Origin of the sequence: Streptomyces sp. NPDC058045, assembly GCF_042885635.1 — a bacterium.
Classification (GTDB): domain Bacteria; phylum Actinomycetota; class Actinomycetes; order Streptomycetales; family Streptomycetaceae; genus Streptomyces.
On sequence record NZ_JBHVRR010000011.1, the window covers coordinates 34,210 to 57,579 of the forward strand.

Below are 23,370 nucleotides of genomic sequence, written 5' to 3' on the forward strand. Positions count from 1 at the left end.
GGGGGGTTTTTTGGTTGGTGGGGGTGGTCCGGGGTGCGGGGCGGCGCCCGGGGGGGCTGGGGGGGGGGGCCCCCGGGGCCGCCGCGGGGGGGGGGGGCGGGGCGGCCCGGTCGGTCACTTCTTGAAGTCCGGCACCAGCTTGGCCATGGCCGACTCCGCGTTGCCGAGGCCCTCGTCCAGGGATTCCTTACCGCCGGCGATCTTGGGCAGTTCGGAGTCGAGCGGGCCCCACAGCGAGCTGTACTCGGGCAGTTCGGGCCGCGGCTGCGCCACGCCCAGCACCTTCTGGTAGCCGGCGATGCCCGGGTCGGCCTGCACCCGGGCGGTGTAGGCGTCCTGGCGGGTGGGCAGCGTCGCGTTCTTCAGCGCGATCTGCTCCTGCGACTTCGCCGAGGTCATGAACTGCACGAACTTGACCGCGGCGTCCTGGTGGGCCTGGTCGGAACCGGCGTAGACGGAGAGGTTGTGGCCGCCGGTGGGTGCGCCCTGCTTGCCGGCGGACCCGGCGGGCACGGGGGCGATGCCTAGGTTGGCCTTGTCCTTGAACGCGGCGCCCTGGTAGAAGTTCGTGATCTCCCACGGGCCCTGGATGATCGCGGCGGTCTTGCCGCTGGTGAAGGCGTCCTGGATGTGCGCGTAGGCGTCCGCGGTGGAGTCCGCCTTGTGCAGGCCGGGCCCGTCGAAGAGACCCTGCCAGGTGGTGAACGCCTTCTTCGCGGCGGGGCTGCGCACAGTGATCTTCTTCGCGGCGGCGTCGACGGTGTCGGCGCCCTCGCCGTAGAGGAAGGGCTGGGAGTAGTAGCCCTGGGTGGAGCCCCAGTAGCCGTCGGCGCCGGTCTTCTTCTTGACGGCGGCGGCGGCCTTCTTCAGGTCGGGCCAGGTGGTGGGCGGCTGGTCGATGCCGGCCTTCTTGAACAGCGCCTTGTTGTAGACCAGCGCCAGGGTGTCGGTGACCAGCGGCACCCCGTACGTCTTGCCCTCGTACCGGGCCTGCTTCAGCAGGTTGGGCTGGAACTTCGACTGGTCGGCGAGGGCGGGGGTGCCGTCCAGCGGGGCGAGGTAGCTCTTCTTCGCGAAGGCGGGCGTCCAGCCGACCTCGGCGCGCAGCACATCGGGCGCGCCCTTGCTGCCGGCCGCGGTGTCGAACTTGTTCTGCGCCTGGTCGAAGGGCACGTTGACGTACTTGACCTTGATCTTCGGGTTGGCCTTCTCGAACTGCTTGACCAGGGCCTTGTACGTGGGCGCCTCGTTGGTGGCGTTGGAGGTGTCCCACCAGGTGATGGTGAGGGGGCCGTCGGACGATGCACCGTCGTCACCCGAGCCGCAGGCCGTGGCCGCGAGCGCCAGGGACGCGACCAGAGCGGTGGCCGCTATGCCACGCCGCATGAGATCTCCTTGAGGGTGTGTGCCCGTGAAGGGGCCGGTCCCGTCCGGTCCCCCGGGGGCCGCTGGGCCTGGTGAACGTAACAGCGCTGCAAGCTTTGTGAAAGACCTTGCAGCGAAAAAGTACGGAGACCCTCTTCGGTACCCGGCGTAGGCCCCCAACTCCCGCCTGTAACCCGGCAAGACCCCGCCCGGACCGATTTGTGCAAGACTCTGCAAGGTCTTGCCGTCATCTGACCGTACGGGGCATCGAACCAAGGGAGCGCGATGAGCCAGCAGCCCGCCGCAGGGCGCCCAACCCCCCGCAGCCGGCGCCCAGTTGGTGGGCAGGCCCGCGGGCGCCCGGTACAGTCCACCCCTGTGACCGCACGGCTCTCCGACATCGCAGCGCAGGCGGGCGTCAGCGAGGCCACCGTCAGCCGGGTCCTCAACGGGAAACCGGGCGTCGCCGCCACCACCCGCCAGTCCGTACTCGCCGCCCTCGACGTCCTCGGCTACGAGCGCCCGGTACGGCTGCGGCAGCGCAGCGCGGGGCTCGTCGGACTGATCACCCCCGAGCTGGAGAACCCGATCTTCCCGGCGCTGGCCCAGGTCATCGGGCAGGCCCTGACCCGCCAGGGATACACCCCGGTACTGGCCACCCAGACGCCCGGCGGCTCCACCGAGGACGAGCTGACCGAGATGCTGGTGGACCGCGGCGTCGCCGGAATCATCTACGTCTCCGGGCTGCACGCCGACACCACCGCCGACCCGCAGCGCTATGAGCAGTTGCGCGCCCAGGGAGTGCCGTTCGTCCTGGTCGACGGCTTCTCGCCGAAGGTGCAGGCGCCGTTCATCTCGCCCGACGACCGGGCCGCGATGCAGCTCGCCGTGACCCACCTGGTCTCCCTCGGGCACACCGCGATCGGACTCGCCCTCGGGCCCGAGCGGTTCGTACCGGTGCAGCGGAAGATCGAGGGCTTCGAACGCGCGATGCGGGAGCAGCTCTCGCTCACCGCCGAGGACATCCGCGGCCGGCTGGTGCAGCACTCGCTGTTCACCCTGGAGGGCGGGCAGGCCGCGGCCACCGCGCTGATGGACCGCGGCTGCACCGCCGTGGTCTGCGCCAGCGACATGATGGCGCTGGGCGCGATCCGCGCCGCCCGGCAGCGCGGCCTGGAGGTCCCGCGGGATGTGTCCGTGGTCGGCTTCGACGACTCACCGCTGATCGCCTTCACCGACCCGCCGCTGACCACCGTCCGCAAGCCGGTGCCCGCGATGGGGCAGGCCGCGGTGCGGGCCCTGCTGGAGGAGATCGGCGGCACCCCCGCCCCGCACAGCGAGTTCGTCTTCATGCCGGAGCTCGTCGTCCGCGGCTCCACGGCCTCGGCCCGCCTCGCCGCGTGACGCGCACCCGTCCCGTAACCCGCACCCGTCACGCCACGCACACCCGTCACGTAACGCACAGGGCCCCTCGCACGAAGTAGTAGATGCATCATGTCCGCGGCCGGAGCATCATCGGTCGTGAAGGGTGTTTCTGGCAGACTGTGTCCCTATGGGTGGATCTACCGTGACGACGCTGGACGGCCCGGACGAGGCCACCACTTCACTCCGCCCCAAGCCGCCGCAACCGGGCGTACTGCGCGGACTGCGCACCCCGCGCAAGCCCCAACTCTGGTTCGAGATCCTGCTGATCGGGCTCAGCTACTGGACGTACTCCATGGTCCGCAACGCGGTCCCGGAGCAGCGGGCGCAGGCGCTGAGCAACGCGAAGGTGCTGTGGCACCTGGAGCAGCATCTGGGAATCGCCTTCGAGCAGTCCGTCAACCACGCGCTGAATTCGGTGACATGGCTGATCGTCGGCATGAACTACTACTACGCCACACTGCACTTCGTGATGACGCTCGGCGTCCTGGTGTGGCTGTTCCGCCGCCACCCGGGCCGGTACGCGGCCTGCCGCACCGTGCTCTTCCTCACCACCGGTGTGGCCCTGGCCGGCTACTACCTGCTACCACTGGCGCCGCCGCGGCTGATGACCGGCGGCCACTTCATCGACACCGTGCTGGTGCACCGCACCTGGGGCTCGATGGCCTCCGGCGACCTGAAGAACATGTCCAACCAGTACGCGGCGATGCCCTCAATGCACATCGGCTGGTCGCTCTGGTGCGGGCTGACGCTGTTCGCGCTGTCCCGGGTGCCGTGGGTGCGGGTGCTGGCCCTGGTGTATCCGGCGCTGACCCTGGTGGTGATCGTGGCCACCGCCAACCACTTCTGGCTGGACGCGGCGGGCGGCATGGTCTGCCTCGCCTTCGGCTTCGCCGTCGCCCGCCTCTGGTACGGCGCCCTCCCCTACCGCCTGCCCCGCGAGGTGCCCGCGCCGGTCACGCCCCGTAGAAGAGTGCTTCCACCACGGCGCGGGCACGACGGGTGACGCGGCGGTAGTCCTCCAGCATGTCCCCGGCGTGGCCGGGGCCGTAGCCGAGGTAGCGGGCGACGGCGGCCAGTTCGCGGGGCTCGGTGGGGAAGGTGTCGCCGGCCCGGCCGCGTACCAGCATCACCGCGTTGCGGACCCGGGTGGCCAGGACCCAGGCCTCGTCCAGTACGGCGGCGTCCTCGGCGGCGAGCAGGCCGGCGGCCTCGGCGGCGGCCAGTGCGGTACGGGTCCTGGTGGTACGCAGGCCGGGTTCGGTCCCGGCGTGCCGGAGCTGGATCAACTGCACCGTCCACTCGACGTCGGAGAGGCCGCCGCGGCCCAGCTTGGTGTGGAGTGCGGGGTCGGCGCCGCGGGGCAGCCGCTCCGACTCCATCCGCGCCTTCAGCCGGCGGATCTCACGCACCGCCTCCTCGCCCAGGCCGTCCTCGGGATAGCGCAGCGGGTCCACCAGCTCGATGAAGCGCCGCCCCAGCTCCGGGTCGCCGCACACCGCCTCGGCCCGCAGCAGCGCCTGCGACTCCCACACCAGCGACCAGCGTGCGTAGTACGCCCGGTACGACTTGAGGGTGCGGACCAGGGGGCCCGACCTGCCCTCGGGTCTGAGGTCGGCGTCGATCAGCAACGGCGGGTCGGCGCTGGGCCGTTGGAGCAGCCGCCGCATCTCGGCCACCACCGTGTTCGCCGCCTTCGCCGCCTCCTGCTCGTCCACCCCGTCCCGCGGCTCGTGCACGAAGAGGACGTCCGCGTCGGAGCCGTAGCCCAGCTCATGGCCGCCGAAGCGGCCCATGCCGATCACCGCGAAACGGGTGGGCAGGGTGTCCCCCCACCCGGCGCGCACCACGGCCCGCAGGGTCCCGGCGAGCGTGGCCGCGGTGAGGTCGGACACCGACCCGCCCACCAGGTCGACCAGGGTGCCCGGGTCGCCCTCGGCGGGGAACTCCTCGGTGCCGTAGGAGCCGACGATGTCGGCGGCGGTGGTGCGGAAGAGTTCCCGGCGGCGCACTCCGCGGGCGGCGCGCACCCCCTGCTCGCCGTTCTCCGCGCGGCCCACCGCGGCCAGGATCTCCTGCTCCAGTTGGGCCCGCGGCCGCGGGGTGAGCCCCTGGGCGTCGCCCAGCAGGGCCACCGCCTCCGGGGCGCGCATCAGCAGGTCGGGGGCGAGGCGGCCGGCGGACAGCACCCGGGCCAGATTCTCCGCGGCGGCGCCCTCGTCCCGCAGCAGCCGCAGATACCAGGGGGTCTTGCCGAGCGCGTCGGACACCTTGCGGAAGCCGAGGAGGCCCGCGTCCGGGTCGGCGGAGTCCGCGAACCAGCCGAGCAGCACCGGCAGCAGGGTCCGCTGGATGGCGGCCTTGCGGGAGACGCCGGAGGCCAGCGCCTCCAGATGGCGCAGGGCGGCGGCCGGGTCGGCGTAGCCCAGGGCGACCAGGCGCTCCCGGGCCGCGTCGGCGCTGAGCCGGGTCTCGCCGGGGGCGAGCTGTGCCACCGCGTCCAGCAGCGGCCGGTAGAACAGCTTCTCGTGCAGCCGCCGTACCACCGAGGTGTGCCGCCGCCACTCCTTGCCCAGCTCGGAGATGGGCTCGGTGCGCATCCCGAGGGAGCGCCCGATCCGCCGCAGGTCGGCCTCGTCCTCCGGCACCAGATGGGTGCGGCGCAGGCGGAACAACTGGATGCGGTGCTCCAGCAAGCGCAGGAAGCGGTACGCCTCGTCGAGCTGCATGGCGTCGACCCGGCCCACATAGCCGCCCGCGGCCAGCGCCTCCAGGGCGTGCAGGGTGGTGCCGCTGCGCAGCGAGGTGTCGGCGCGGCCGTGCACCAGTTGCAGCATCTGCACCGCGAACTCGACGTCCCGGAGGCCGCCGGGGCCGAGCTTCAGCTCCCGGTCGACCTCCTGGGCCGGGATGTTCGCCACCACCCGGCGCCGCATCCGCTGTACGTCGGCGACGAAGTTCTCACGTTCCGCGGCCTGCCACACCAGGGGCGCGATGGTCGCCACGTAGTCCGCGCCGAGCTGGGCGTCGCCGGCCACCGGGCGGGCCTTCAACAGGGCCTGGAACTCCCAGGTCTTGGCCCAGCGTTCGTAGTAGGCCAGGTGGCTGGCGAGGGTGCGGACCAGGGGGCCGTTGCGGCCCTCGGGCCGCAGGTTGGCGTCCACGGGCCAGATGGATCCCTCGACGGTGGTCTCCGAGCAGATCCGCATCAGATGGGCGGCGAGCCGGCCCGCGGCCCGCAGGGCGGCGCCCTCCTCGGCCGGTTCGGAGTGCGCGGTGGCGGGCTCGGCCACGAAGATGACGTCCACATCGGAGACGTAGTTCAGCTCATGGCCGCCGCACTTGCCCATGGCGATCACGGCGAGCCGGCAGGCGGCGGCGTCCTCGGGGGCGGCGGCGCAGGCCATGGCGAGGGCGGCGCGCAGGGTGGCGGTGGCCAGATCCGCCAGCTCGGCCGCCGCCTGGGCCACATCGGTGGTGCCGCACACATCGCGGGCCGCGATCGACAGCAGGCAGCGGCGGTAGGCGATACGCAGCTGCACCGGGTCCGCGGCGTCCGCGAGGCCGCGCTCGAACTCCGCCACCCCCGGGTGCAGGTCCTCCTGCTCGTAGGTGACCAGGGCCTGCCAGTCGTGCGGGTGGCGGGCCAGATGGTCGGCGAGCGCCTCGGAGGCGCCGAGCACCCCCAGCAGCCGGTCCCGCAGCGGCTTCGCGGCGACCAGGGTGTCCAGCAGGGCACGGCGCGCGGTGCCGCCGTCGTCCTCGGTGTCCTCGGCGGCGGGCTGCGCCTCCACCAGCCGCACCAGGCCCAGCAGCGCCAGGTCCGGATCGGCGGTGGCGCCCAGCGCGTCCAGCAGCACCGGGTCGTTGCGGACCTCGGCCAGGCCGTCGGCCGTCAGCAGCCGCTCGGCGGTGGACGGATCGGTGAACCCGTGCCGCAGCAGCCGTGTGAAGGTACTGCTCCGCCGTCCCTGCGGAACCGTCATCCCGGGTCTCCCGTCCGCCTCGGTGGTGCGCTGCCGATTTTATGGCCTGCGTCCCGTGAAGCGCCGGGTCGGAGCACCGGAGGCGGTACGCCGTCGCCGGCGGAGGACATCTCGGGCGGCGCCGCGGGGCGGGTGTAGGTGGTCGGTGGCGGCGGGGCGCTGCCGGGTTCGGATGTCGTGGATGACCGGACAGCGCGCCTACGACATCACCGTCCCCCGGCAACTGGTCTGCCCCCCGTGCAGCGCCGAGACCCGCGGCTGGACCTTCCGCATGGCCTGCGGACAACCACCTCGCCCAGAGCACCCGCCGCGCCTCCCGCACCCAGGAACTCCCCTGCGGGCGCGGCCTTCTGCCCCACCTGCGGCGCCCGCGCCCGAGCGGTCCGGCCCGGGGCTACAGCACCGGCAGCAGCGTCTTCAGCTCGTACGCGGTGACCTCGGAGCGGTAGGACTCCCATTCCTGTTTCTTGTTGCGGAGGAAGAAGTCGAAGACGTGCTCGCCGAGGGTCTCCGCGACGAGTTCGCTGCGCTCCATCAGGGAGATCGCCTCGCCCAGGTTCTGCGGGAGCGGCTCGATGCCCATGGCGCGGCGTTCGGCGTCGGTGAGGGCCCACACGTCGTCGTCGGCTCCGGCGCCCAACTCGTAGTGCTCCTCGATGCCCTTGAGCCCGGCGGCGAGCAGCAGCGCGTACACCAGGTACGGGTTGCAGCCGGTGTCCAGGGAGCGGACCTCGACGCGGGCGGAGCCGGTCTTGCCCGGCTTGTACATGGGGACGCGGATGAGGGCGGAGCGGTTGTTGTGGCCCCAGCAGATGTAGGAGGGGGCCTCGCCGCCGGCCCCCGCGGTGCGTTCGGCGCCGCCCCAGATGCGCTTGTAGGAGTTGACCCACTGGTTGGTGACGGCGGTGATCTCCGCGGCGTGCCGCAGCAGGCCGGCGATGAAGGAGCGGCCGACCTTGGAGAGCTGGTACTCGGCGCCGGACTCGTAGAAGGCGTTGCGGTCGCCCTCGAAGAGGGACAGGTGGGTGTGCATTCCGGAGCCCGGGTACTCCGAGAACGGCTTCGGCATGAAGGTGGCCTGGACGCCCTGCTCCAGCGCCACCTGCTTCATGATGAGCCGGAAGGTCATGATGTTGTCGGCGGTGGACAGGGCGTCGGCGTAGCGCAGGTCGATCTCCTGCTGGCCGGGGGCGCCCTCGTGGTGGCTGAACTCCACCGAGATGCCCATGGACTCCAGCATGGTGATGGCCTGCCGGCGGAAGTCCTGGCCGACGTTCTGCGGGGTGTGGTCGAAGTAGCCGGAGCTGTCGGCGGGGGTGGGGCGGGCGCCGTCCACCGGCTTGTCCTTGAGCAGGAAGAACTCGATCTCGGGGTGGGTGTAGAAGGTGAAGCCGAGGTCGGAGGTCTTGGCCAGGGCGCGCTTGAGGACGTAGCGCGGGTCGGCGAAGGACGGGGAGCCGTCCGGCATCAGGATGTCGCAGAACATCCGGGCGGTGCCGGGGGCCTCGGCGCGCCAGGGCAGCACCTGGAAGGTGGCCGGATCCGGCTTGGCGATCATGTCCGACTCGTAGACGCGGGCGAAGCCCTCGATGGCGGAGCCGTCGAAGCCGATGCCCTCGTCGAAGGCCTGCTCCAGCTCGGCGGGGGCGACCGCGACGGACTTCAGGAAGCCCAGGACGTCCGTGAACCACAGACGCACGAAACGGATGTCCCGCTCCTCAAGGGTGCGGAGCACGAACTCCTGCTGCTTGTCCATTGTCGACTTCCACCCATCCTTGCTGGTCAGGCCGGGCCAGGACGACGCGGCCTGTCCTCATTGTGGGGCACGGGACCGGTCCCGATCGAGTCGGGCGGCGGCCGTCCGGCGGACGCCCGCCCGGGGTGGGGCGGACGGGGCGCGGCGGGGCGGGGGTGCGGTGGTCACCGAGTGACGGCGCGATGGTGCGAAGTCGGCCTGGTGGCAGGTGTGTTGGAGCGGTAGCGGGACGAATCGCCTTACGGGTGGCGGGAGTCGGCCGGCCGGTGGCTCGGCGGGGCGAGGGAACAGATCCGGCCAAGTCCTCAAATGCCGTGTGCCGAGGGCTGGTTGATGCCGTTCCTTGGTTTCTTCTTGGGGTTCACGTTCCCCTTACATGAACGGTTCGCCGCAAGAGTGGCCCCTTACGTGTGCGCGTCATCTTTATCTACGCGCGCCATCCGCACATTTGCGATGAACCGCTACACAGGGGGTTCCATGAGATCAAACCGCGCCGCCGTGCGTGCCGGTGTGAGCTTGGCGGCGACACTGCCGCTGCTCGCCGGGGCGCTGGCGCTCGGCATACCCACCGCTCAGGCGGACTCGAATCCGGGCGCCCGCGAGGCGCTCACCGGTACCAAACCGCAGTGGGCCACCACCGCTTCCGACCAGGGCGCCACCGCGGACAGCAGCAAGGTCACCGCCCGGGTCTATCTGGCCGGCCGGGACGCCGCGGGCCTGGACGCCTATGCGCGTGCCGTGTCCGACCCGTCGTCCGCGTCGTACGGGAAGTACCTCAGCGCCCAGCAGGCCCAGGCCCGCTTCGGGGCCTCGCCCCAGCAGGTCGCGGCCGTCAAGGCGTGGCTGCGGAAGGCGGGTCTGACCGTCACCGGCACCAGCCGGCGCTATGTGTCGGTCTCCGGTGAAGTCGCCGCCGCCGAGAAGGCGTTCGGCACCCAGATGCACAACTACCGTAAGAGCGGCCACACTTACCGCGCCCCGCAGCGGGCGGCGTCCGCGCCGGCCTCGCTGAACGGCGCGGTGCTCACCGTCACCGGCCTGGACAACGCGCCGCACAAGGCCGCCCACCGGGACGAACTGCCGCCGCCGGACGAGGTGTTCAAGAACTCCGGGCCCTTCTCCAGCTACTACGGCTCGACCATCGACCGCTCGCTGCCCAAGGCCTACGGCCACACCGCGCCCTTCGCGATCAAGGGCTACACGGGTAAGCAGCTACGTTCGGCCTACGCGGCGGGCAGCAAGACGGGCAAGGGCGTGCGGGTGGCCATCACCGACGCCTACGCCTCCCCGACGATCGCGAAGGACGCCGCCGAGTACGCCAAGCGCAACGGCGACGCGCCTTACCGCAAGGGCCAGTTGAGCCAGGTGCTGCCCGGCAAGTACACGCACACCGAGGAGTGCGGGGCGGCCGGCTGGTACGGCGAGGAGACGCTGGACGTGGAGGCCGTGCACGCGGTCGCCCCGGACGCCGACATCACCTACGTCGGCGGTGCCTCCTGCTACGACGACGATCTGCTGGACTCGCTCGGCAAGATCGTCGACAAGCACCTCGCGGACATCGTGTCCAACTCCTGGGGCGACATCGAGGCCAACCAGACCCCGGACCTGGCCGCCGCCTACGACCAGGTGTTCAAGATGGGCGCCATCCAGGGCATCGGCTTCTACTTCTCCTCCGGTGACGACGGCGACAACGTCGCCAGCACCGGCACCAAGCAGGTCGACGTCCCGGCCAACTCGGCGTGGGTGACGTCCGTCGGCGGCACCTCGCTCGCCGTCGGCAAGAACGACAAGTACCAGTGGGAGACCGGCTGGGGCACGCTCAAGGCGGACCTCGCCAAGAACGGCCGGAGCTGGGCGAAGTTCCCCGGCGCCTACACCTCCGGAGCCGGCGGCGGCACCAGCAAAACCGTGCCGCAGCCGTACTACCAGAAGGGTGTCGTGCCCAAGGCGCTGGCCACCGCGAACGGTGGGGCGCCGATGCGCACCGTGCCGGACATCGCGGCGGTCGCCGACCCCAACACCGGTTTCCTGGTGGGGCAGACGCAGACCTTCCCGGACGGCTCGCTGAAGTACAGCGAGTACCGCATCGGCGGCACCTCGCTGGCCGCGCCCGTGATCGCGGGCGTGCAGGCGCTGGCGCAGCAGGCGCACGGCGGGCGGGCCCTCGGCTTCGCCAACCCGGCGATCTACGACCGCTCGGGCAGCCGCCAATACCACGATGTGACGGACCACCCGCGCGGCCACGACCTGGCCGTGGTCCGCGTCGACTACGCCAACGGCGTGGACGACTCGGAGGGTGTGCTGACCTCGCTGCGCAGCCTCGGCAAGGACAGCTCGCTGCACGCGGTCCGCGGCTACGACGTGGTGACAGGCGTGGGCACCCCCGCCCGCGGCTACATCAGCTCGTACCGCAAGAAGCACTGAGGTCCGCACCCTGACGGCCGTCCGACGGCCGCCACCGCGGACCGCACGCACCACGGCGCCCGCCCCGTACCATCGGGGCGGGCGCCTTGGCGTGCGGCTACTCCCGGGTCAACTGCCGTACCGGGCAGCTCACTTCCGGACCAGCTTGCGCATCCGCTCGATCTCCGCGGACTGGCTGTCGATGACGGAGGCGGCCATCTTCCTGGCCGGTCCGTAGGCGCCCTTCGACTTCTCCGTCTCGGCCATCCGCACGGCGCCCTGGTGGTGGGCCACCATCATGGTGAGGAAGGCGGTGTCGAAGGCGGCGCCGTGGAGCTTCTTCAGCTTGGCCATGGCGGCCTCGTCCATCATCCCCGCCATCTGCCCTCCGCCGTGCTCGCCGTGACCGGTGTGGCCGCCGTGTCCGCCGTGGCCGGCGCCGTCCGCGGGCACGGTCTCGCCCCAGGCGGTCAGCCAGCCGGACATGGTGCGGATCTCCGGGTCCTGGGCCTTCTGGATCTTCACGGCCAGCCCGCGCACCTCGGCGGAACCGGCCCGCTCGGGCGCCAACTCGGCCATCTCCACGGCCTGCCGGTGGTGCGGGATCATGCCCTGCGCGAAGGACACGTCCTGCCCGTTGTGGGCACCGGACGCGGCGGCCGAGGGCGAGCCGGCGGCCCGCTCCCCGTCACCACCACCGCAGCCCGCAACGGTCAGCACGGCGACCGCGCCGAAGGCGGCGCAGAGCATCCGGGCACGGGCGGACTTCACGGGTGTGGGCATGAGTGTGGACATGGGTGTGGACGTGTGTGTGGACATGGGTCTCTCTCCTGGTGTGGTGCGCGCGTGCGGTGTGCGTGTGCGGTGCGCGCGGGGTGTGCGGAACGTCGTACGGGCACGGGCGGACGCAGGCGCGCCGCGGGTGCGGGCGGGCCTGGTCGGCGGCGGTGGCTACGTCCGCAGGACCTGGAGAGTGACCGGATCCGGTGGGTCCGGGTCGGTGGCGCGGGCCGCGGCGAGCCGGTGCGGGAGCGCGGCGGCGGGCGGGGCGGGGGCCGCGGAGGGGGTGAGGACGGGCGGGGCGTAACCGGCGGCGGTGCCGGGTGCGGCGCAGAGCCCGTCGGCGTGCCCCAGGTCATGCCCGCCGTGACCGCCCGATCCGGCGGCGGGGCAGTCGGGCTGCCCGGCGGCCATCCGGTGCACGACGGCGCCACGGCCGTGGACCACCATGGTGTGCTCGGCGACGCGATAGTGCCCGGCCACCGAAGCATGACCGCCCACCGACGAACCGTGCCCACCCGCCGCCGCCCCGGACGCGGGCCGCGGCAGTGCGGCGCCCGGGGCCAGTGCGTGCATCGCCAGCAGCCCGGCGAGCAGCGCCAGCACCAGGGACGGCAGCGCACGGCACCGCACGGGTGCCGGGGCGGAGCCGTCGAGGATCACCGGGTCATCGTAGAGGGGCCAGGCGGGGGTGAGGGACCGGCCAGGGCATCGCGTCGCTCTGACGATTACACTGGCCGCGTGCCTCAACTTCGCCTCGCCCTGAATCAGATCGACTCGACCGTCGGCGATCTCGCCCGCAACGCCGAGGCGATCCTCCGCTGGACCCGGCACTCGGCAGACCAGGGGGCGCATCTCGTGGCGTTCCCCGAGATGGCGCTGACCGGGTACCCGGTGGAGGATCTCGCCCTGCGCTCCTCGTTCGTCGAGGCCTCCCGGCAGGCGCTGCGCACCCTCGCGGCCGGGCTCGCCGAGCAGGGCCTCGGCCAACTGCCCGTCCTCGTCGGCTACTTGGACCGCAGCGAGTCCGCCGAGACCCGGTACGGCCAGCCGGCCGGCGCCCCGCAGAACGCGGCGGCCGTGCTGTACGGCGGCCGGGTCGCCCTCACCTTCGCCAAGCACCATCTGCCGAACTACGGCGTCTTCGACGAGTTCCGCTACTTCGTGCCGGGCGACACCCTGCCGGTGGTGCGGGTGCACGGGGTGGACGTGGCGCTGGCGATCTGCGAGGACCTCTGGCAGGAGGGCGGCCGGGTGCCCGCCGCCCGCACCGCCGGGGCCGGGCTGCTGCTCTCGGTCAACGCCTCGCCGTACGAGGTGCAGAAGGACGACGCCCGGCTGGAGTTGGTGCGCAAGCGCGCCCAGGAGGCCGGCTGCACCACGGCCTATCTGGCGATGACCGGCGGCCAGGACGAGCTGGTCTTCGACGGGGACTCGATCGTGGTCGACCGGGACGGCTCGGTCATCGCCCGCGCCCCGCAGTTCTCCGAGGGCTGTGTGGTGCTGGATCTGGAACTGCCGGCCGCGGCCGCCGAGCCGCCGTCCGGGACCGTGGACGACGGGCTGCGCGTCGACCATCTCACCCTCTCCGCCGACCCGCTCCCGGCGTACCCGGCGGAGCTGTCCGGGGGGTACGCGGAGCGGCTGGACGACGCCGAGGAGATCTACTCGGCGCTGGTGGTGGGGCTGCGCGCCTATGTCGAGAAGAACGGTTTCCGCTCGGTGCTGATCGGCCTGTCCGGCGGCATCGACTCGGCCCTCACCGCGGCCCTGGCCTGCGACGCGCTGGGCGCCGAGCAGGTGTACGGCGTCTCCATGCCGTCGAAGTACTCCTCGGAGCACTCCCGGGAGGACGCGGCGGAGCTGGCGCGGCGCACCGGGCTGCACTTCCGCACGGTGCCCATCGCCCCGATGTTCGACGCCTACATGGGCTCGCTGGGGCTGACCGGGCTCGCCGAGGAGAACCTCCAGTCCCGGCTGCGGGGCACCCTGCTGATGGCGATCTCCAACCAGGAGGGCCACATCGTGCTCGCCCCGGGCAACAAGTCCGAGCTGGCGGTGGGCTATTCGACCCTCTACGGGGACTCGGTGGGCGCCTACGGGCCGATCAAGGACGTCTACAAGACGACGGTCTTCCAGCTCTCCGAGTGGCGCAACCGGGCGGCCCGGGAACGCGGCCTGACACCGCCGATCCCGGAGAACTCCCTCACCAAGCCGCCCAGCGCCGAGCTGCGCCCCGACCAGGTGGACACCGACTCGCTGCCGGACTACCCGGTGCTGGACGCGATCCTGGACCGGTATGTGGACCACGACCAGGGCGCGGACGCGATCGTGGCGGCCGGTTTCGACGCGGAGCTGGTGGAGCGGACGCTGCGGATGGTGGACAACGCCGAGTACAAGCGGCGCCAGTACCCGCCGGGCACCAAGATCTCCGCGAAGGGCTTCGGCAAGGACCGCCGCCTGCCGATCACTTCCCGCTGGCGCGAGTCGACCTGAACCGGGGCCGTACGGCGTCCCCTTGGGCCACCGCGGGGTGGCCGGCGACCAGGCGTCCGGCGGGGGCCGCGGTCCCGCGGTCCACCGCACCGGCCGCCGCGGCGACGCCCAGGCCCAGTACGGCGAGGGCGGCGCCGGCCACCGCCGGGGAGGTCAGGCCGAAGCCGGCGGCGAGGGCGAGCCCGCCGATCCAGGCGCCGCCCGCGTTGGCCAGGTTGAACGCGGCCTGGTTGGCGGAGGAGGCCAGCGAGGGTGCGGCGGACGCCTTCTCCATCACCATGAGTTGGAGCGGTGAGCCGGTGACGAAGGCGGCGGTGCCGAGCAGCGCCACCGCGAGCGCGGCGCTCCACCCGGTCCGCATCAGCAGCGGGAACAGCGCCAGCACCACCAGCAGCGCGGTGAGGCCGCCGTAGAGGGTGCCGCGCAGCGAGCGGTCGGCGAGCCGGCCGCCGAGCAGGTTGCCCGCGGTGGCGCCGACCCCGAACAGCGCCAGCAGCAGCGTCACAGTGCCCGGCGCGTAACCGGCGACCCCGGTCAGCATCGGGGTGATGTAGCTGTACGCGGCGAAGAGCGCGCCGAACCCGGCGACGGTGGTGCCCAGGGCCAGCCACACCGGCAGCGAGCGCAGTGCGGCCAGCTCCCCGCGGAGCCCGCCGGTGCCCGATCCGCCGCCGGGCGCCGCCGCGGGCAGCATCCCCCGGAGCGCGGCCACCGCGAGCAGGCCGATGGCGCTGACGGCGAGGAAGGTGGCGCGCCAGCCCGTGTGCTGCCCCATGAGGGTCGCCGCGGGCACGCCCAGCACATTGGCGGTGGTCAGGCCGAGGAACATCAACGACACGGACCTGGCCTTGCGTTCGGGTGCGACGAGCCCGGTGGCGACGACGGCGCCGACCCCGAAGAAGGCGCCGTGCGGCAGGCCGGTGAGGAAGCGGGCGGCGAGCAGCGAGTGGTAGCCGGGGGCGGCGGCGGAGAGCGCGTTGCCGACGGTGAAGAGCACCATCAGGCCGATGAGGACGCGGCGGCGCGGCAGGCGGGCGGTGAGGGCGGCGAGCAGCGGGGCGCCGATGACGACGCCCAGCGCGTAGGCGGAGACCAGGTGGCCCGCGGTGGGCAGGGAGACGGACAGGTCGTCCGCGACCTCGGGCAGCAGGCCCATGATCACGAACTCGGTGGTGCCGATGCCGAAGGCGCCCACGGCGAGGGCGAGCAGGGCCAGAGGCATGGGGGAGCAACCTTCCGGGGTGGGGGGTGGGGTGTGACGGACGCTGTATGTTCCGTCTGGAAACAAAGTCTCCCAGCCCCGGTGTTCCCGGGTGTTTCCCGTGGATGAACAACGGGCGTCGGCGGCCGGGCGTCCCGCCCCTGGCGGCACTCCCCCGCCCCGGCTCAGCCGTCCCGTCGTACGCCGCTGACCTGCGCCGTCAGTGGCCGATACGGATCTTCGCGGCGACCGGCAGATGGTCGCTCCCGGTCCGCGGCAGGGTCCAGGACGTGACCGGTTCCACATCCCTGACCATGATCTGGTCGATCCGCGCCATCGGGAACGCGGCCGGCCAACTGAAGCCGAAACCGCTGCCCGCCGCACCCTGGGTGGACCGCATCTGGGCGGTGACCCCCTTGAGCGCGCGGTCGTTCATGGTGCCGTTGAGATCGCCCAGCAGCACCACCCGGCGCTGCGGTTCGCGCCGGATCGCCTGCCCCAGCGCGTCCGCACTGTGATCCCGCTCGCTCGCGGTGAAACCGGCGTTCAACTTGACCCGCACCGACGGCAGATGCGCCTCGTAGACGGCGACCACACCCGCCGGAGTGCTGATCTCGGTACGCAGCGCGCGCACCCAACCCAGCTTGATGTCAACGGACTTGGTGCCGCGCATCGGGTACTTGCTCCACAGCCCGACGGTGCCCTGCACCGAGTGGTACGGGTACGTCGCGGCGAGCACCTTCTTGTACACCGGCACGGCGGCCGGGGCGAGTTCCTGGAGGGCGACCACGTCCGCGCCGGAGGCGGCGACATCGCGGGCGGTGCCGGTCGGGTCCGGGTTCTCCGCGTTGACGTTGTGGGTGGCGACGGTGAGGTCGCCGCCGGGGCCGGTGCGGTCCAGCAGCAGCCCGCCGAAGAGGTTGAACCACACCACCGTAGGCAGCACCAGCGCCACCACCGCACTCGCCGATCTGCGGACCACGGCGCCGATCAGCAGCAGCGGCACCAGCAGCCCGCACCACGGCAGGAAGGTCTCGATCAGACTGCCCAGGTTTCCCACGGTGTTGGGGATGTGGGAGTGCAGCAGCATCAGCAGGGCCAGCAGGATGGCCACCGCGGCCAGCACCAGGCCCCGCCGCCAGATGCCGCTCCCCAGCAGCGAGTGCGGCAACCGCAATCGGAACCGGCCGCCCGGACCGCCGCTCACGGGGCCGCCCTCCTGGTCCGTCTCCGTCGCGTATCCCTGCGCCATACCGCCGCCTCGCTACCTGCCGTGCACACCGTTCCCGCCTCCGTGGCCCTGACGACCCTAGGGGATGAAAGGTGCTGTCTGAGACCGCCCGCTCCCGGGCGGGCCGTACGGCCACAGGACGAACGGGCGGGGGCCGGGAGTTCCGGCCTCCGGGGCCACCCGACGCTCTGTGACGAAACCCGCACAATGCACCCCTCCGCCCCGGGCGCACCCCGCGCACGCGGGCCCGGTGTCCTGCGGGGGAACGGGCCAAAAGCCTTACGGGGACGCGGTGTCGGGGTCGGCGGGAGCGTGCGCGGTGGGACCGGTTCCGGTGGGCGCGTGGGGAGTGGTGCGGGCGTGGGGCGGGTCGAGTGCGCGGGGGCGGGTGGCGGCCGGAGTGCGCGGGCGCGGCGGGCCGGGTGGGCAGCGGCGGCGCTGCGCCTCTGGCAGAGCCGGGCGGCGGGTGCCACCATGGACGGGAGTCCGGGGACGCCGACCGAGGCGCCTTGAGATGACACGAAGGAGCACGTTGCGATGACGCAGAATCCGGCTGCCCAGCCAGGCCCCGGCGGCGCCCCCGCCGGCAGGACGCTGTACGGCGGCAAGTCCTCCCGCCGTATCACCGTGCGCGACCTCACCGACGCCAAGGAGCGCGGCGAGAAGTGGCCCATGCTCACCGCCTACGACGCGATGACCGCCTCCGTCTTCGACCAGGCCGGCATCCCCGTCCTGCTCGTCGGGGACTCGGCGGGCAACTGCGCCCTCGGGTACGAGACCACCGTGCCCGTCACCCTCGACGAGATGGTGGTGCTCTCCTCCGCCGTGGTCCGCGGCACCCGCCGCCCCCTGATCGTCGCCGACCTGCCCTTCGGCTCGTTCCAGGAAGGCCCCACCCAGGCGCTGCGCAGTGCGCTGCGGCTGGTGAAGGAGGCCGGGGTGGGCGCCGTCAAGCTGGAGGGCGGCGAGCGCTCGCACCGCCAGATCGAGCTGCTGGTGGAGTCCGGCATCCCGGTGATGGCGCACATCGGTCTCACCCCGCAGTCCGTCAACACGATGGGGTACCGGGTGCAGGGCCGCGGCGAGGAGGCAGCTCAGCAACTCCTCCGCGACGCCAAGGCGGTTCAGGACGCGGGCGCCTTCTCGGTGGTGCTGGAACTGGTGCCGGCCGAGCTGGCCGCCGAGGTCACCCGCGCTCTCCAGGTGCCGACCATCGGTATCGGCGCCGGCCCCGACTGCGACGCGCAGGTCCTCGTCGCCCCCGACATGCTCGGCCTGACCGACGGCCGGGTGCCGCGCTTCGTCAAGAAGTACGCCGATGTGCGCGGGGTGATGGAGAACGCGGCCCGCGCCTTCGCCGAGGACGTCGTCGGCGGCACCTTCCCGGCCGAGGAACACTCCGTGCACTGACCTGAGTTGACCCCGCTCGGGCCCGCCGCGAGCCGCTGTCGGCGGCTTGTCGGCGGGCTGTCGGTGGCGCCTGCCAGGATGTCGCCATGACGCGAATCGGCAACTACCCCGGAGGCGGCGGGTCCGTCGCGGTGTCAGTACGGGGCCTGGTCAAGCACTACGGCGAGACCAAAGCCCTGGACGGTGTGGACCTGGACGTGCGCGAGGGCACCGTGATGGGTGTCCTCGGGCCGAACGGCGCCGGCAAGACCACCCTGGTGCGCTGCCTCTCCACCCTGATCGTGCCGGACGCCGGCACCGCCGTCGTCGCCGGCTACGACGCGGTGCGCCAGCCCCGTCAACTGCGCCGCGTGATCGGCCTGACCGGCCAGTACGCCTCGGTCGACGAGAAGCTCTCCGGCTGGGAGAACCTGTACATGATCGGCCGGCTGCTCGATCTGTCCCGCAAGGAGGCCCGCGCCCGCGCCGACGCGCTGCTGGAGCGGTTCTCCCTGACCGAGGCGGCCGGCAAGCTGGCCTCGGCGTACTCCGGCGGTATGCGGCGGCGGCTCGACCTCGCCGCGTCGCTGATCGGCCGCCCGCACATCCTGTACCTGGACGAGCCCACCACCGGCCTCGACCCCCGCACCCGCAACGAGGTGTGGGAGGAGGTCAGGAACATGGTCCGGGACGGGGTGACCGTGCTGCTCACCACCCAGTACATGGAGGAGGCCGAGCAGTTGGCGTCCGAGCTGACCGTGGTGGACCGCGGCCGGGTCATCGCGGGCGGCGCCATCGAGGACCTGAAGGCGAGGGTCGGCGGCCGCACCGTGCGCATCCGCCCGTCCAATCCGCTCCAGGTCCGCCCGCTCGCCGCCACCCTCGACTATCTGAACGTCGCCCGCCCCGGCTCCATCCAGGTCGACGCGGAGACGGACACCGTCCTCGTCCCCATCGTCAGCGACGAGCAGCTCACCACGGTGATCAGCGCGGCCACCGGGCAGGGCGTCAGCATCGCCTCCATCACCACCGCCCTGCCCAGCCTGGACGAGGTGTTCCTGTCCATCACCGGCCAGAAGGCGTCCGCCTCCGAGGACGCCGGGCCCGCACCGGAAGAGATCGCCGTATGAGCGCCCACCTGCAGCCCGGCGCCACCCTGGACGAAGCGCCGCACGCCGCCCCCCTCGCTGCCGCCTCCGTCATGAGGGTCGAGGCCGACCCCCGGATCGGCCTGCGCAGCCATCTGCGCCACACCGGTGCCCTCCTCCGCCGCAATCTGCTGTGGATCAAGGGGGACCCGCAGTCGCTGTTCGACGCGGTCGCGATGCCGATCATCTTCACCCTGCTCTTCGTCTACGTCTTCGGCGGCTCCATCGGCCAGGCTCTCGGCGGCGGCCAGGACGCGTATGTGCAGTACGCCATCCCGGGAATGCTCTCGATGCTGAGCATGGGCATGGCCATGGGTGTGGGCACCGGGTTCAACGAGGACTTCCAGAAGGGCATCATGGACCGCTTCCGGTCCCTGCCCATCGGACGCAGCTCGGTGCTGATCGCGAAGGTCATGGTGGAGTTGATCCGCCTGCTGATCTCCCTCACGATGCTGATGATCGTCGCGGTCCTCATCGGCTTCGAGATCACCACATGGACGGGGACGTTCGCCGCCCTCGGCCTGACGGTGCTGTTCAGCTTCTCCGTCATGTGGATCTTCCTGACCCTCGGTGTGACCCTGAAGAACGGGCAGGCCGTACAGGCCATGGGCTTCCTGGTGATCATGCCGCTGCAGTTCGCCTCGTCGATCTTCGCGCCGACCGACTCCATGCCGTCCTGGCTGAAGAACTTCGCCGACTACAACCCGCTGTCGGGCCTCGCCGACGCGGCCCGCGGTCTGATGCTGGGCGGCGAGATCGCCCACGGCCTGTGGGTGACGCTGAGCTGGAGCGCCGGCATGACCCTGATCATGGCGCCGATCGCGATCTACAAGTACGCCAAGCGGACCTGACACCCCCGCGGCACCGCCCAGGGTGCCGCGTCACAGCAGGGCGACGGCCTCCGCCAGGGTGAGGCCGCCGCCTTCGGCGTAGGCGGTGCGGTAGTCGGCCTCGTCCAGCCGGGCGCGGGCCGCCCCCTCCGCCTGCTGCCGCATCCCGCGCTCCACCCGGTTGGGGACGCAGTCCGCGGAGAGCAGGGCGTCGGCGCAGCCCAGCAGCCGTACCGCGTCGGCGGCGCGGGCGCCCTGGCCGTCCTCGGCGAGGGCGATGGCCGCGGTCGCCAGATGCACCCACGCCATCTGCGGGGCGACCACCCGGGCCATCGGCGCCTGCGCGTGACCCAGCGCCTCCCGAACGGTGGCCAGGCCCGCGGTGTACTCGCCGTCCAGGATGTCCAGCCAGGCGTCCACCCCGGCGATGAGGCCGGCGAAGACGGAGAAGCCGGCGGCGCCGAACCCCTCGCGCAGCAGCCGGAGTTGGTCCCGGGCCTCGGCGGTGCGGCCGGTGCGGCCCAGCAACATGCTGAGGAAGAGGCGCCCGGAGGGCATCGCCCCGTTCGCGGTCTGCAGGCCGGTGGCGACGACCTGCCGCATCAGCGCCTCACCGGCCTCGTCCTGACCGTCCTCCGCCAGGACGTTGCCCAGCCGCACGGTGAGCACCGCGGCCTGCGAGCGGGCACCGAGCCGCTCCGTGTGGTCCCGGGCCGCCCGGTAGTCGGCCGCGGCCTCGGCGTAGGCGCCGCGCCGCTCATGGCCCTCGCCGCGGGCGGCGAGCGCCTCCGCCATGCCCCAGGCGTCGCCCAGCTCGGTGAAGATCTCCAGCGACTCCTGGGCGTCCCGCGCCCCGTCGCCGGTCCAGTCGCCGCGGCTGGCCAGCATGTTGCCGCGCATCTGGAGGGCGGCGGCCAACTCCCAGCGGTAGTCCAGCTTCCGGCAGGTGTCGACGGTGGTGTCGATGAGCTCCCGCACCCGGTCGACGCCCCCGGTCATCAGCACCGCGAAGAAGCAGAGGTTGCCCGGACTACGGCAGGTCTGCGGCAGTCCGGGCCGGTAGACGGCGGCGATGGCCCGCAGCCTGGCCTGCGCCTCCTCCTCCCGCCAGTTCCCCAACTCCAGGTCCATACAGGCCAGATGGACCATGTGCACCCCGCGCCGTGCCTCCGCCAGCAGCTCCGGGCGCATCGGCGGCGGCGCGTCCACCGGCCGCTCGTACACCGGCTCCGCGGGCGGCTCGCCGGGGGCGAAGGGGTCGGGGCCGAGCGCCATGGCCTCCAGGGCCCAGATCCGGGTCTCGTGCCGCTGGTCCTTGATCTGCCAGTACCAGCACAGCGACAGCACCAGGCAGAGCACCTCCTGCTCGTCCCGGGCGGCGACCGCCCGGCGCAGCGCGGTGCGCAGGTTCTCGTACTCGGTGCCGAGCAGGGCGAGCGCGGCGCGCTGGCCGGGGCCTCGCAGCAGGGGGTCGGTGGTGCGGGCCAACTCCCGGTAGTGCACCAGATGGGCGCGTTCCGCCGCGGCCCGGTCCCCCGCCTCGTCCAGCCGCTCCCCGGCGTACTCGGCGACGGTCTCCAGCATCCGGTACCGCATCCCGGACCGGCCGTCCTCCCCCGAAGGGGCCGCCACCACAAGGGACTTGTCGACCAGAGAGCCCAGCGCGTCCAGAGCCCCCGCGCCGCACACCGCCTCCGCGGCCGGCAGCTCGCAGCCCCCGGCGAAGACGGAGAGCCGCCGCAACACGGTCCGCTCCTCCTCGTCCAGCAGCTCCCAGGACCAGTCGACCACGGCACGCAGGGTCTGCTGGCGCGGCAGCACGGTACGGGCGCCGCCGGTGAGCAGCCGGAAGCGGTCGTCCAGCCGGTCGGCGATCTGCCGCGGGGTGAGCAACCGCAGCCGGGCCGCGGCCAGTTCGATGGCGAGCGGCAGCCCGTCCAGGCGCCGGCAGATCTCCGCCACCGCCGCCGGATCGTCCTCGGCGCGGAACCCGGCCCTGGCCGCGGCGCCCCGTTCGGCGAGCAGCCGCTCCGCCACGGGCTGCGGCAGCGGCTCCACCGGGTGCAGCACCTCGCCGGGCACCCCCAGCGGCTCACGGCTGGTGGCGAGGACGGTGAGCTCGGGGCACCGCTCCAGCAGCCGGGCCGCCAAGTGGGCGGCGGCGCCCACCAGATGCTCGCAGTTGTCGAGCAGCAGCAGCATCCTGCGGGGCGCGCAGTGCTCGATGAGGCGGGTCAGCGGGTCGTCATGGTGCTCGGCGGCGCTCCGCAGTTCCTCGGCCCCGGTACCGCGCAGCACGGTCTCGCGGGCGCCGAGCGCCTCCACGACCGCCTCCGGCACCGTCTCCGGGTCGTCCACGGGGGCGAGTTCGGCCAGCCACACCCCGTCCGGGGCGATGTCCCCGAGCCCTTCGGCGGCCTCCTGCGACAGCCGGGTCTTGCCCGCGCCGCCCGGCCCCAGCAGGGTCACCAGACGCGCCCGCCGCAGCCGGTCCCGGACGGCCTGGAGATCCTCCTCCCGCCCCACGAACGAGGTGAGCCGGGCCGGCAGGTTCCCGTACACGGCGACCGCCTCCGGCACCGGCGGTACGGGCTCGGGGGCGGCGGGCGAGTCGAGGAGCGCGGTGTGCAGGGCGCGCAGCCGGGGGCCGGGGGCGGTGCCGAGCAGTTCACCGAGGGTGCGCCGCACCTCCTCGTAGGCGGCCAGGGCCTCGGCGGGGCGGCCCGCGTCGCGCAGGGCGCGCAGCCGCAGCTCGTGCAGGGCCTCGTCCAGCGGGTGGGCGTCGGAGAGCGCCGCCAGTTCCGGCAGCGCCTCCTCGGCCCGGCCCAGGGCGAGTACCGCGGCCAACCGGGTGCGCCGGGCGTCGAGTTGCCGGGCCTCCCAGCGGGCCGCCGCCGGCTCCCGGTCCGGCAGATCGGCGAGTACCGGGCCCCGCCACAGCGCGAGGGCGTCGTCCAGGAGTGCGGTGGCCTTGCCCGGGTCGCCGTCGTCCAGGGCGCGGGCCCCGTCGGCGGCCAGCCGCTCGAAGCGGTAGAGGTCCACGTCGTCCGCGTCCGCCGCCAGCTTGTAGCCGCCGTCCGCCGCGAGCACCGCCTGCGCCCCGACGGCCCGCCGCAGCCGCCCCACCAGGGCCTGCACCGCCCCGGCCGCGTCGGCGGGCGGACCGGCGCCCCACACCTCGTCCACCAGCAGCGGCATCGGCACGGTCCGTCCGGCCCGCAGCACCAGCACCGTCAGCAGGGCACGCAGCCGCGGGCCGCCGAGCGGGACGGCCGTACCGTCCGGGCGGTGCACTTCGGTGGTGCCGAGAATCCGGTAACGCACCCGCCCATTGTCCCCGGTCCCCCGCCGGGTGGGGACGGG

Annotated in this window: 15 protein-coding genes; 7 read left to right on the top strand and 8 right to left on the bottom strand. The window is 72.8% G+C overall.

The annotated features are described in order from the left end of the window. Nucleotides 1-114: 114 nt before the first annotated feature. Nucleotides 115-1,386: an extracellular solute-binding protein gene (locus ACFVST_RS09585; RefSeq protein ID WP_390148568.1), complete on the bottom strand. Its 1,272-nt coding sequence runs from the start codon at nucleotides 1,384-1,386 to the stop codon at nucleotides 115-117. Between the two features lie 357 nt (nucleotides 1,387-1,743). Between ACFVST_RS09585 and ACFVST_RS09590 the strand changes: the two genes are divergently transcribed. Further along, complete coding sequence (locus tag ACFVST_RS09590) at nucleotides 1,744-2,769, top strand: LacI family DNA-binding transcriptional regulator (RefSeq protein WP_390148570.1); 1,026 nt, start codon at nucleotides 1,744-1,746, stop codon at nucleotides 2,767-2,769. A gap of 148 nt (nucleotides 2,770-2,917) precedes the next feature. After that, nucleotides 2,918-3,793: a phosphatase PAP2 family protein gene (locus tag ACFVST_RS09595; protein ID WP_390148572.1), complete on the top strand. Its 876-nt coding sequence runs from the start codon at nucleotides 2,918-2,920 to the stop codon at nucleotides 3,791-3,793. Here the strand turns inward: ACFVST_RS09595 and ACFVST_RS09600 are convergent. Continuing rightward, the gene (locus tag ACFVST_RS09600) at nucleotides 3,744-6,773 is read right to left on the bottom strand and encodes a bifunctional [glutamine synthetase] adenylyltransferase/[glutamine synthetase]-adenylyl-L-tyrosine phosphorylase (RefSeq protein WP_390148574.1); all 3,030 of its coding nucleotides are present in this window, start codon (nucleotides 6,771-6,773) and stop codon (nucleotides 3,744-3,746) included. The two genes, ACFVST_RS09595 and ACFVST_RS09600, sit on opposite strands and share 50 nt — an antisense overlap. A gap of 394 nt (nucleotides 6,774-7,167) precedes the next feature. Then, nucleotides 7,168-8,529, bottom strand: a complete 1,362-nt coding sequence (gene glnA, locus ACFVST_RS09605; protein WP_390148576.1) for a type I glutamate--ammonia ligase — start codon at nucleotides 8,527-8,529, stop codon at nucleotides 7,168-7,170. Nucleotides 8,530-9,006: 477 nt separating this feature from the next. Here glnA and ACFVST_RS09610 point away from each other — a divergent pair, with 477 nt between their 5' ends. Beyond that, nucleotides 9,007-10,953: a protease pro-enzyme activation domain-containing protein gene (locus ACFVST_RS09610; RefSeq protein WP_390148578.1), complete on the top strand. Its 1,947-nt coding sequence runs from the start codon at nucleotides 9,007-9,009 to the stop codon at nucleotides 10,951-10,953. A gap of 129 nt (nucleotides 10,954-11,082) precedes the next feature. On the opposite strand, the gene ACFVST_RS09615 is transcribed toward ACFVST_RS09610, so the two are convergent. Continuing rightward, nucleotides 11,083-11,715, bottom strand: a complete 633-nt coding sequence (locus ACFVST_RS09615; RefSeq protein ID WP_390148580.1) for a DUF305 domain-containing protein — start codon at nucleotides 11,713-11,715, stop codon at nucleotides 11,083-11,085. A 168-nt stretch (nucleotides 11,716-11,883) separates the two neighbouring features. Then, a complete protein-coding gene (locus ACFVST_RS09620) occupies nucleotides 11,884-12,375 on the bottom strand; it encodes a DUF6153 family protein (RefSeq protein ID WP_390148582.1) in 492 nt (163 codons plus the stop codon). Nucleotides 12,376-12,453: 78 nt separating this feature from the next. On the opposite strand from ACFVST_RS09620, the gene ACFVST_RS09625 reads away from it, so the two are divergent. Further along, nucleotides 12,454-14,208: an NAD+ synthase gene (locus ACFVST_RS09625; protein WP_390148583.1), complete on the top strand. Its 1,755-nt coding sequence runs from the start codon at nucleotides 12,454-12,456 to the stop codon at nucleotides 14,206-14,208. On the opposite strand, the gene ACFVST_RS09630 is transcribed toward ACFVST_RS09625, so the two are convergent. Then, nucleotides 14,180-15,430, bottom strand: a complete 1,251-nt coding sequence (locus tag ACFVST_RS09630) for an MFS transporter (protein WP_390148585.1) — start codon at nucleotides 15,428-15,430, stop codon at nucleotides 14,180-14,182. The genes ACFVST_RS09625 and ACFVST_RS09630 overlap by 29 nt on opposite strands. Nucleotides 15,431-15,629: 199 nt before the next feature. Beyond that, a complete protein-coding gene (locus tag ACFVST_RS09635) occupies nucleotides 15,630-16,661 on the bottom strand; it encodes an endonuclease/exonuclease/phosphatase family protein (protein ID WP_390148587.1) in 1,032 nt (343 codons plus the stop codon). Nucleotides 16,662-17,177: 516 nt separating this feature from the next. On the opposite strand from ACFVST_RS09635, the gene panB reads away from it, so the two are divergent. The 3 genes from panB (at nucleotide 17,178) to ACFVST_RS09650 (ending at nucleotide 20,028) form a co-directional block, all read left to right on the top strand. Next, complete coding sequence (gene panB / locus ACFVST_RS09640) at nucleotides 17,178-18,050, top strand: 3-methyl-2-oxobutanoate hydroxymethyltransferase (RefSeq protein ID WP_390148589.1); 873 nt, start codon at nucleotides 17,178-17,180, stop codon at nucleotides 18,048-18,050. A gap of 86 nt (nucleotides 18,051-18,136) precedes the next feature. Further along, nucleotides 18,137-19,159 (top strand): ATP-binding cassette domain-containing protein, encoded by a 1,023-nt coding sequence (locus ACFVST_RS09645; protein WP_390148591.1) that lies wholly within the window; start codon nucleotides 18,137-18,139, stop codon nucleotides 19,157-19,159. Between the two features lie 71 nt (nucleotides 19,160-19,230). Further along, nucleotides 19,231-20,028 carry an ABC transporter permease gene (locus tag ACFVST_RS09650; protein ID WP_390148762.1) on the top strand — a complete coding sequence of 266 codons (798 nt, stop codon included), beginning with the start codon at nucleotides 19,231-19,233 and terminating at the stop codon, nucleotides 20,026-20,028. Between the two features lie 30 nt (nucleotides 20,029-20,058). On the opposite strand, the gene ACFVST_RS09655 is transcribed toward ACFVST_RS09650, so the two are convergent. Continuing rightward, entirely contained in the window at nucleotides 20,059-23,331 is a 3,273-nt protein-coding gene (locus tag ACFVST_RS09655; protein WP_390148593.1) for a BTAD domain-containing putative transcriptional regulator, read from the bottom strand. Nucleotides 23,332-23,370 lie beyond the last annotated feature (39 nt).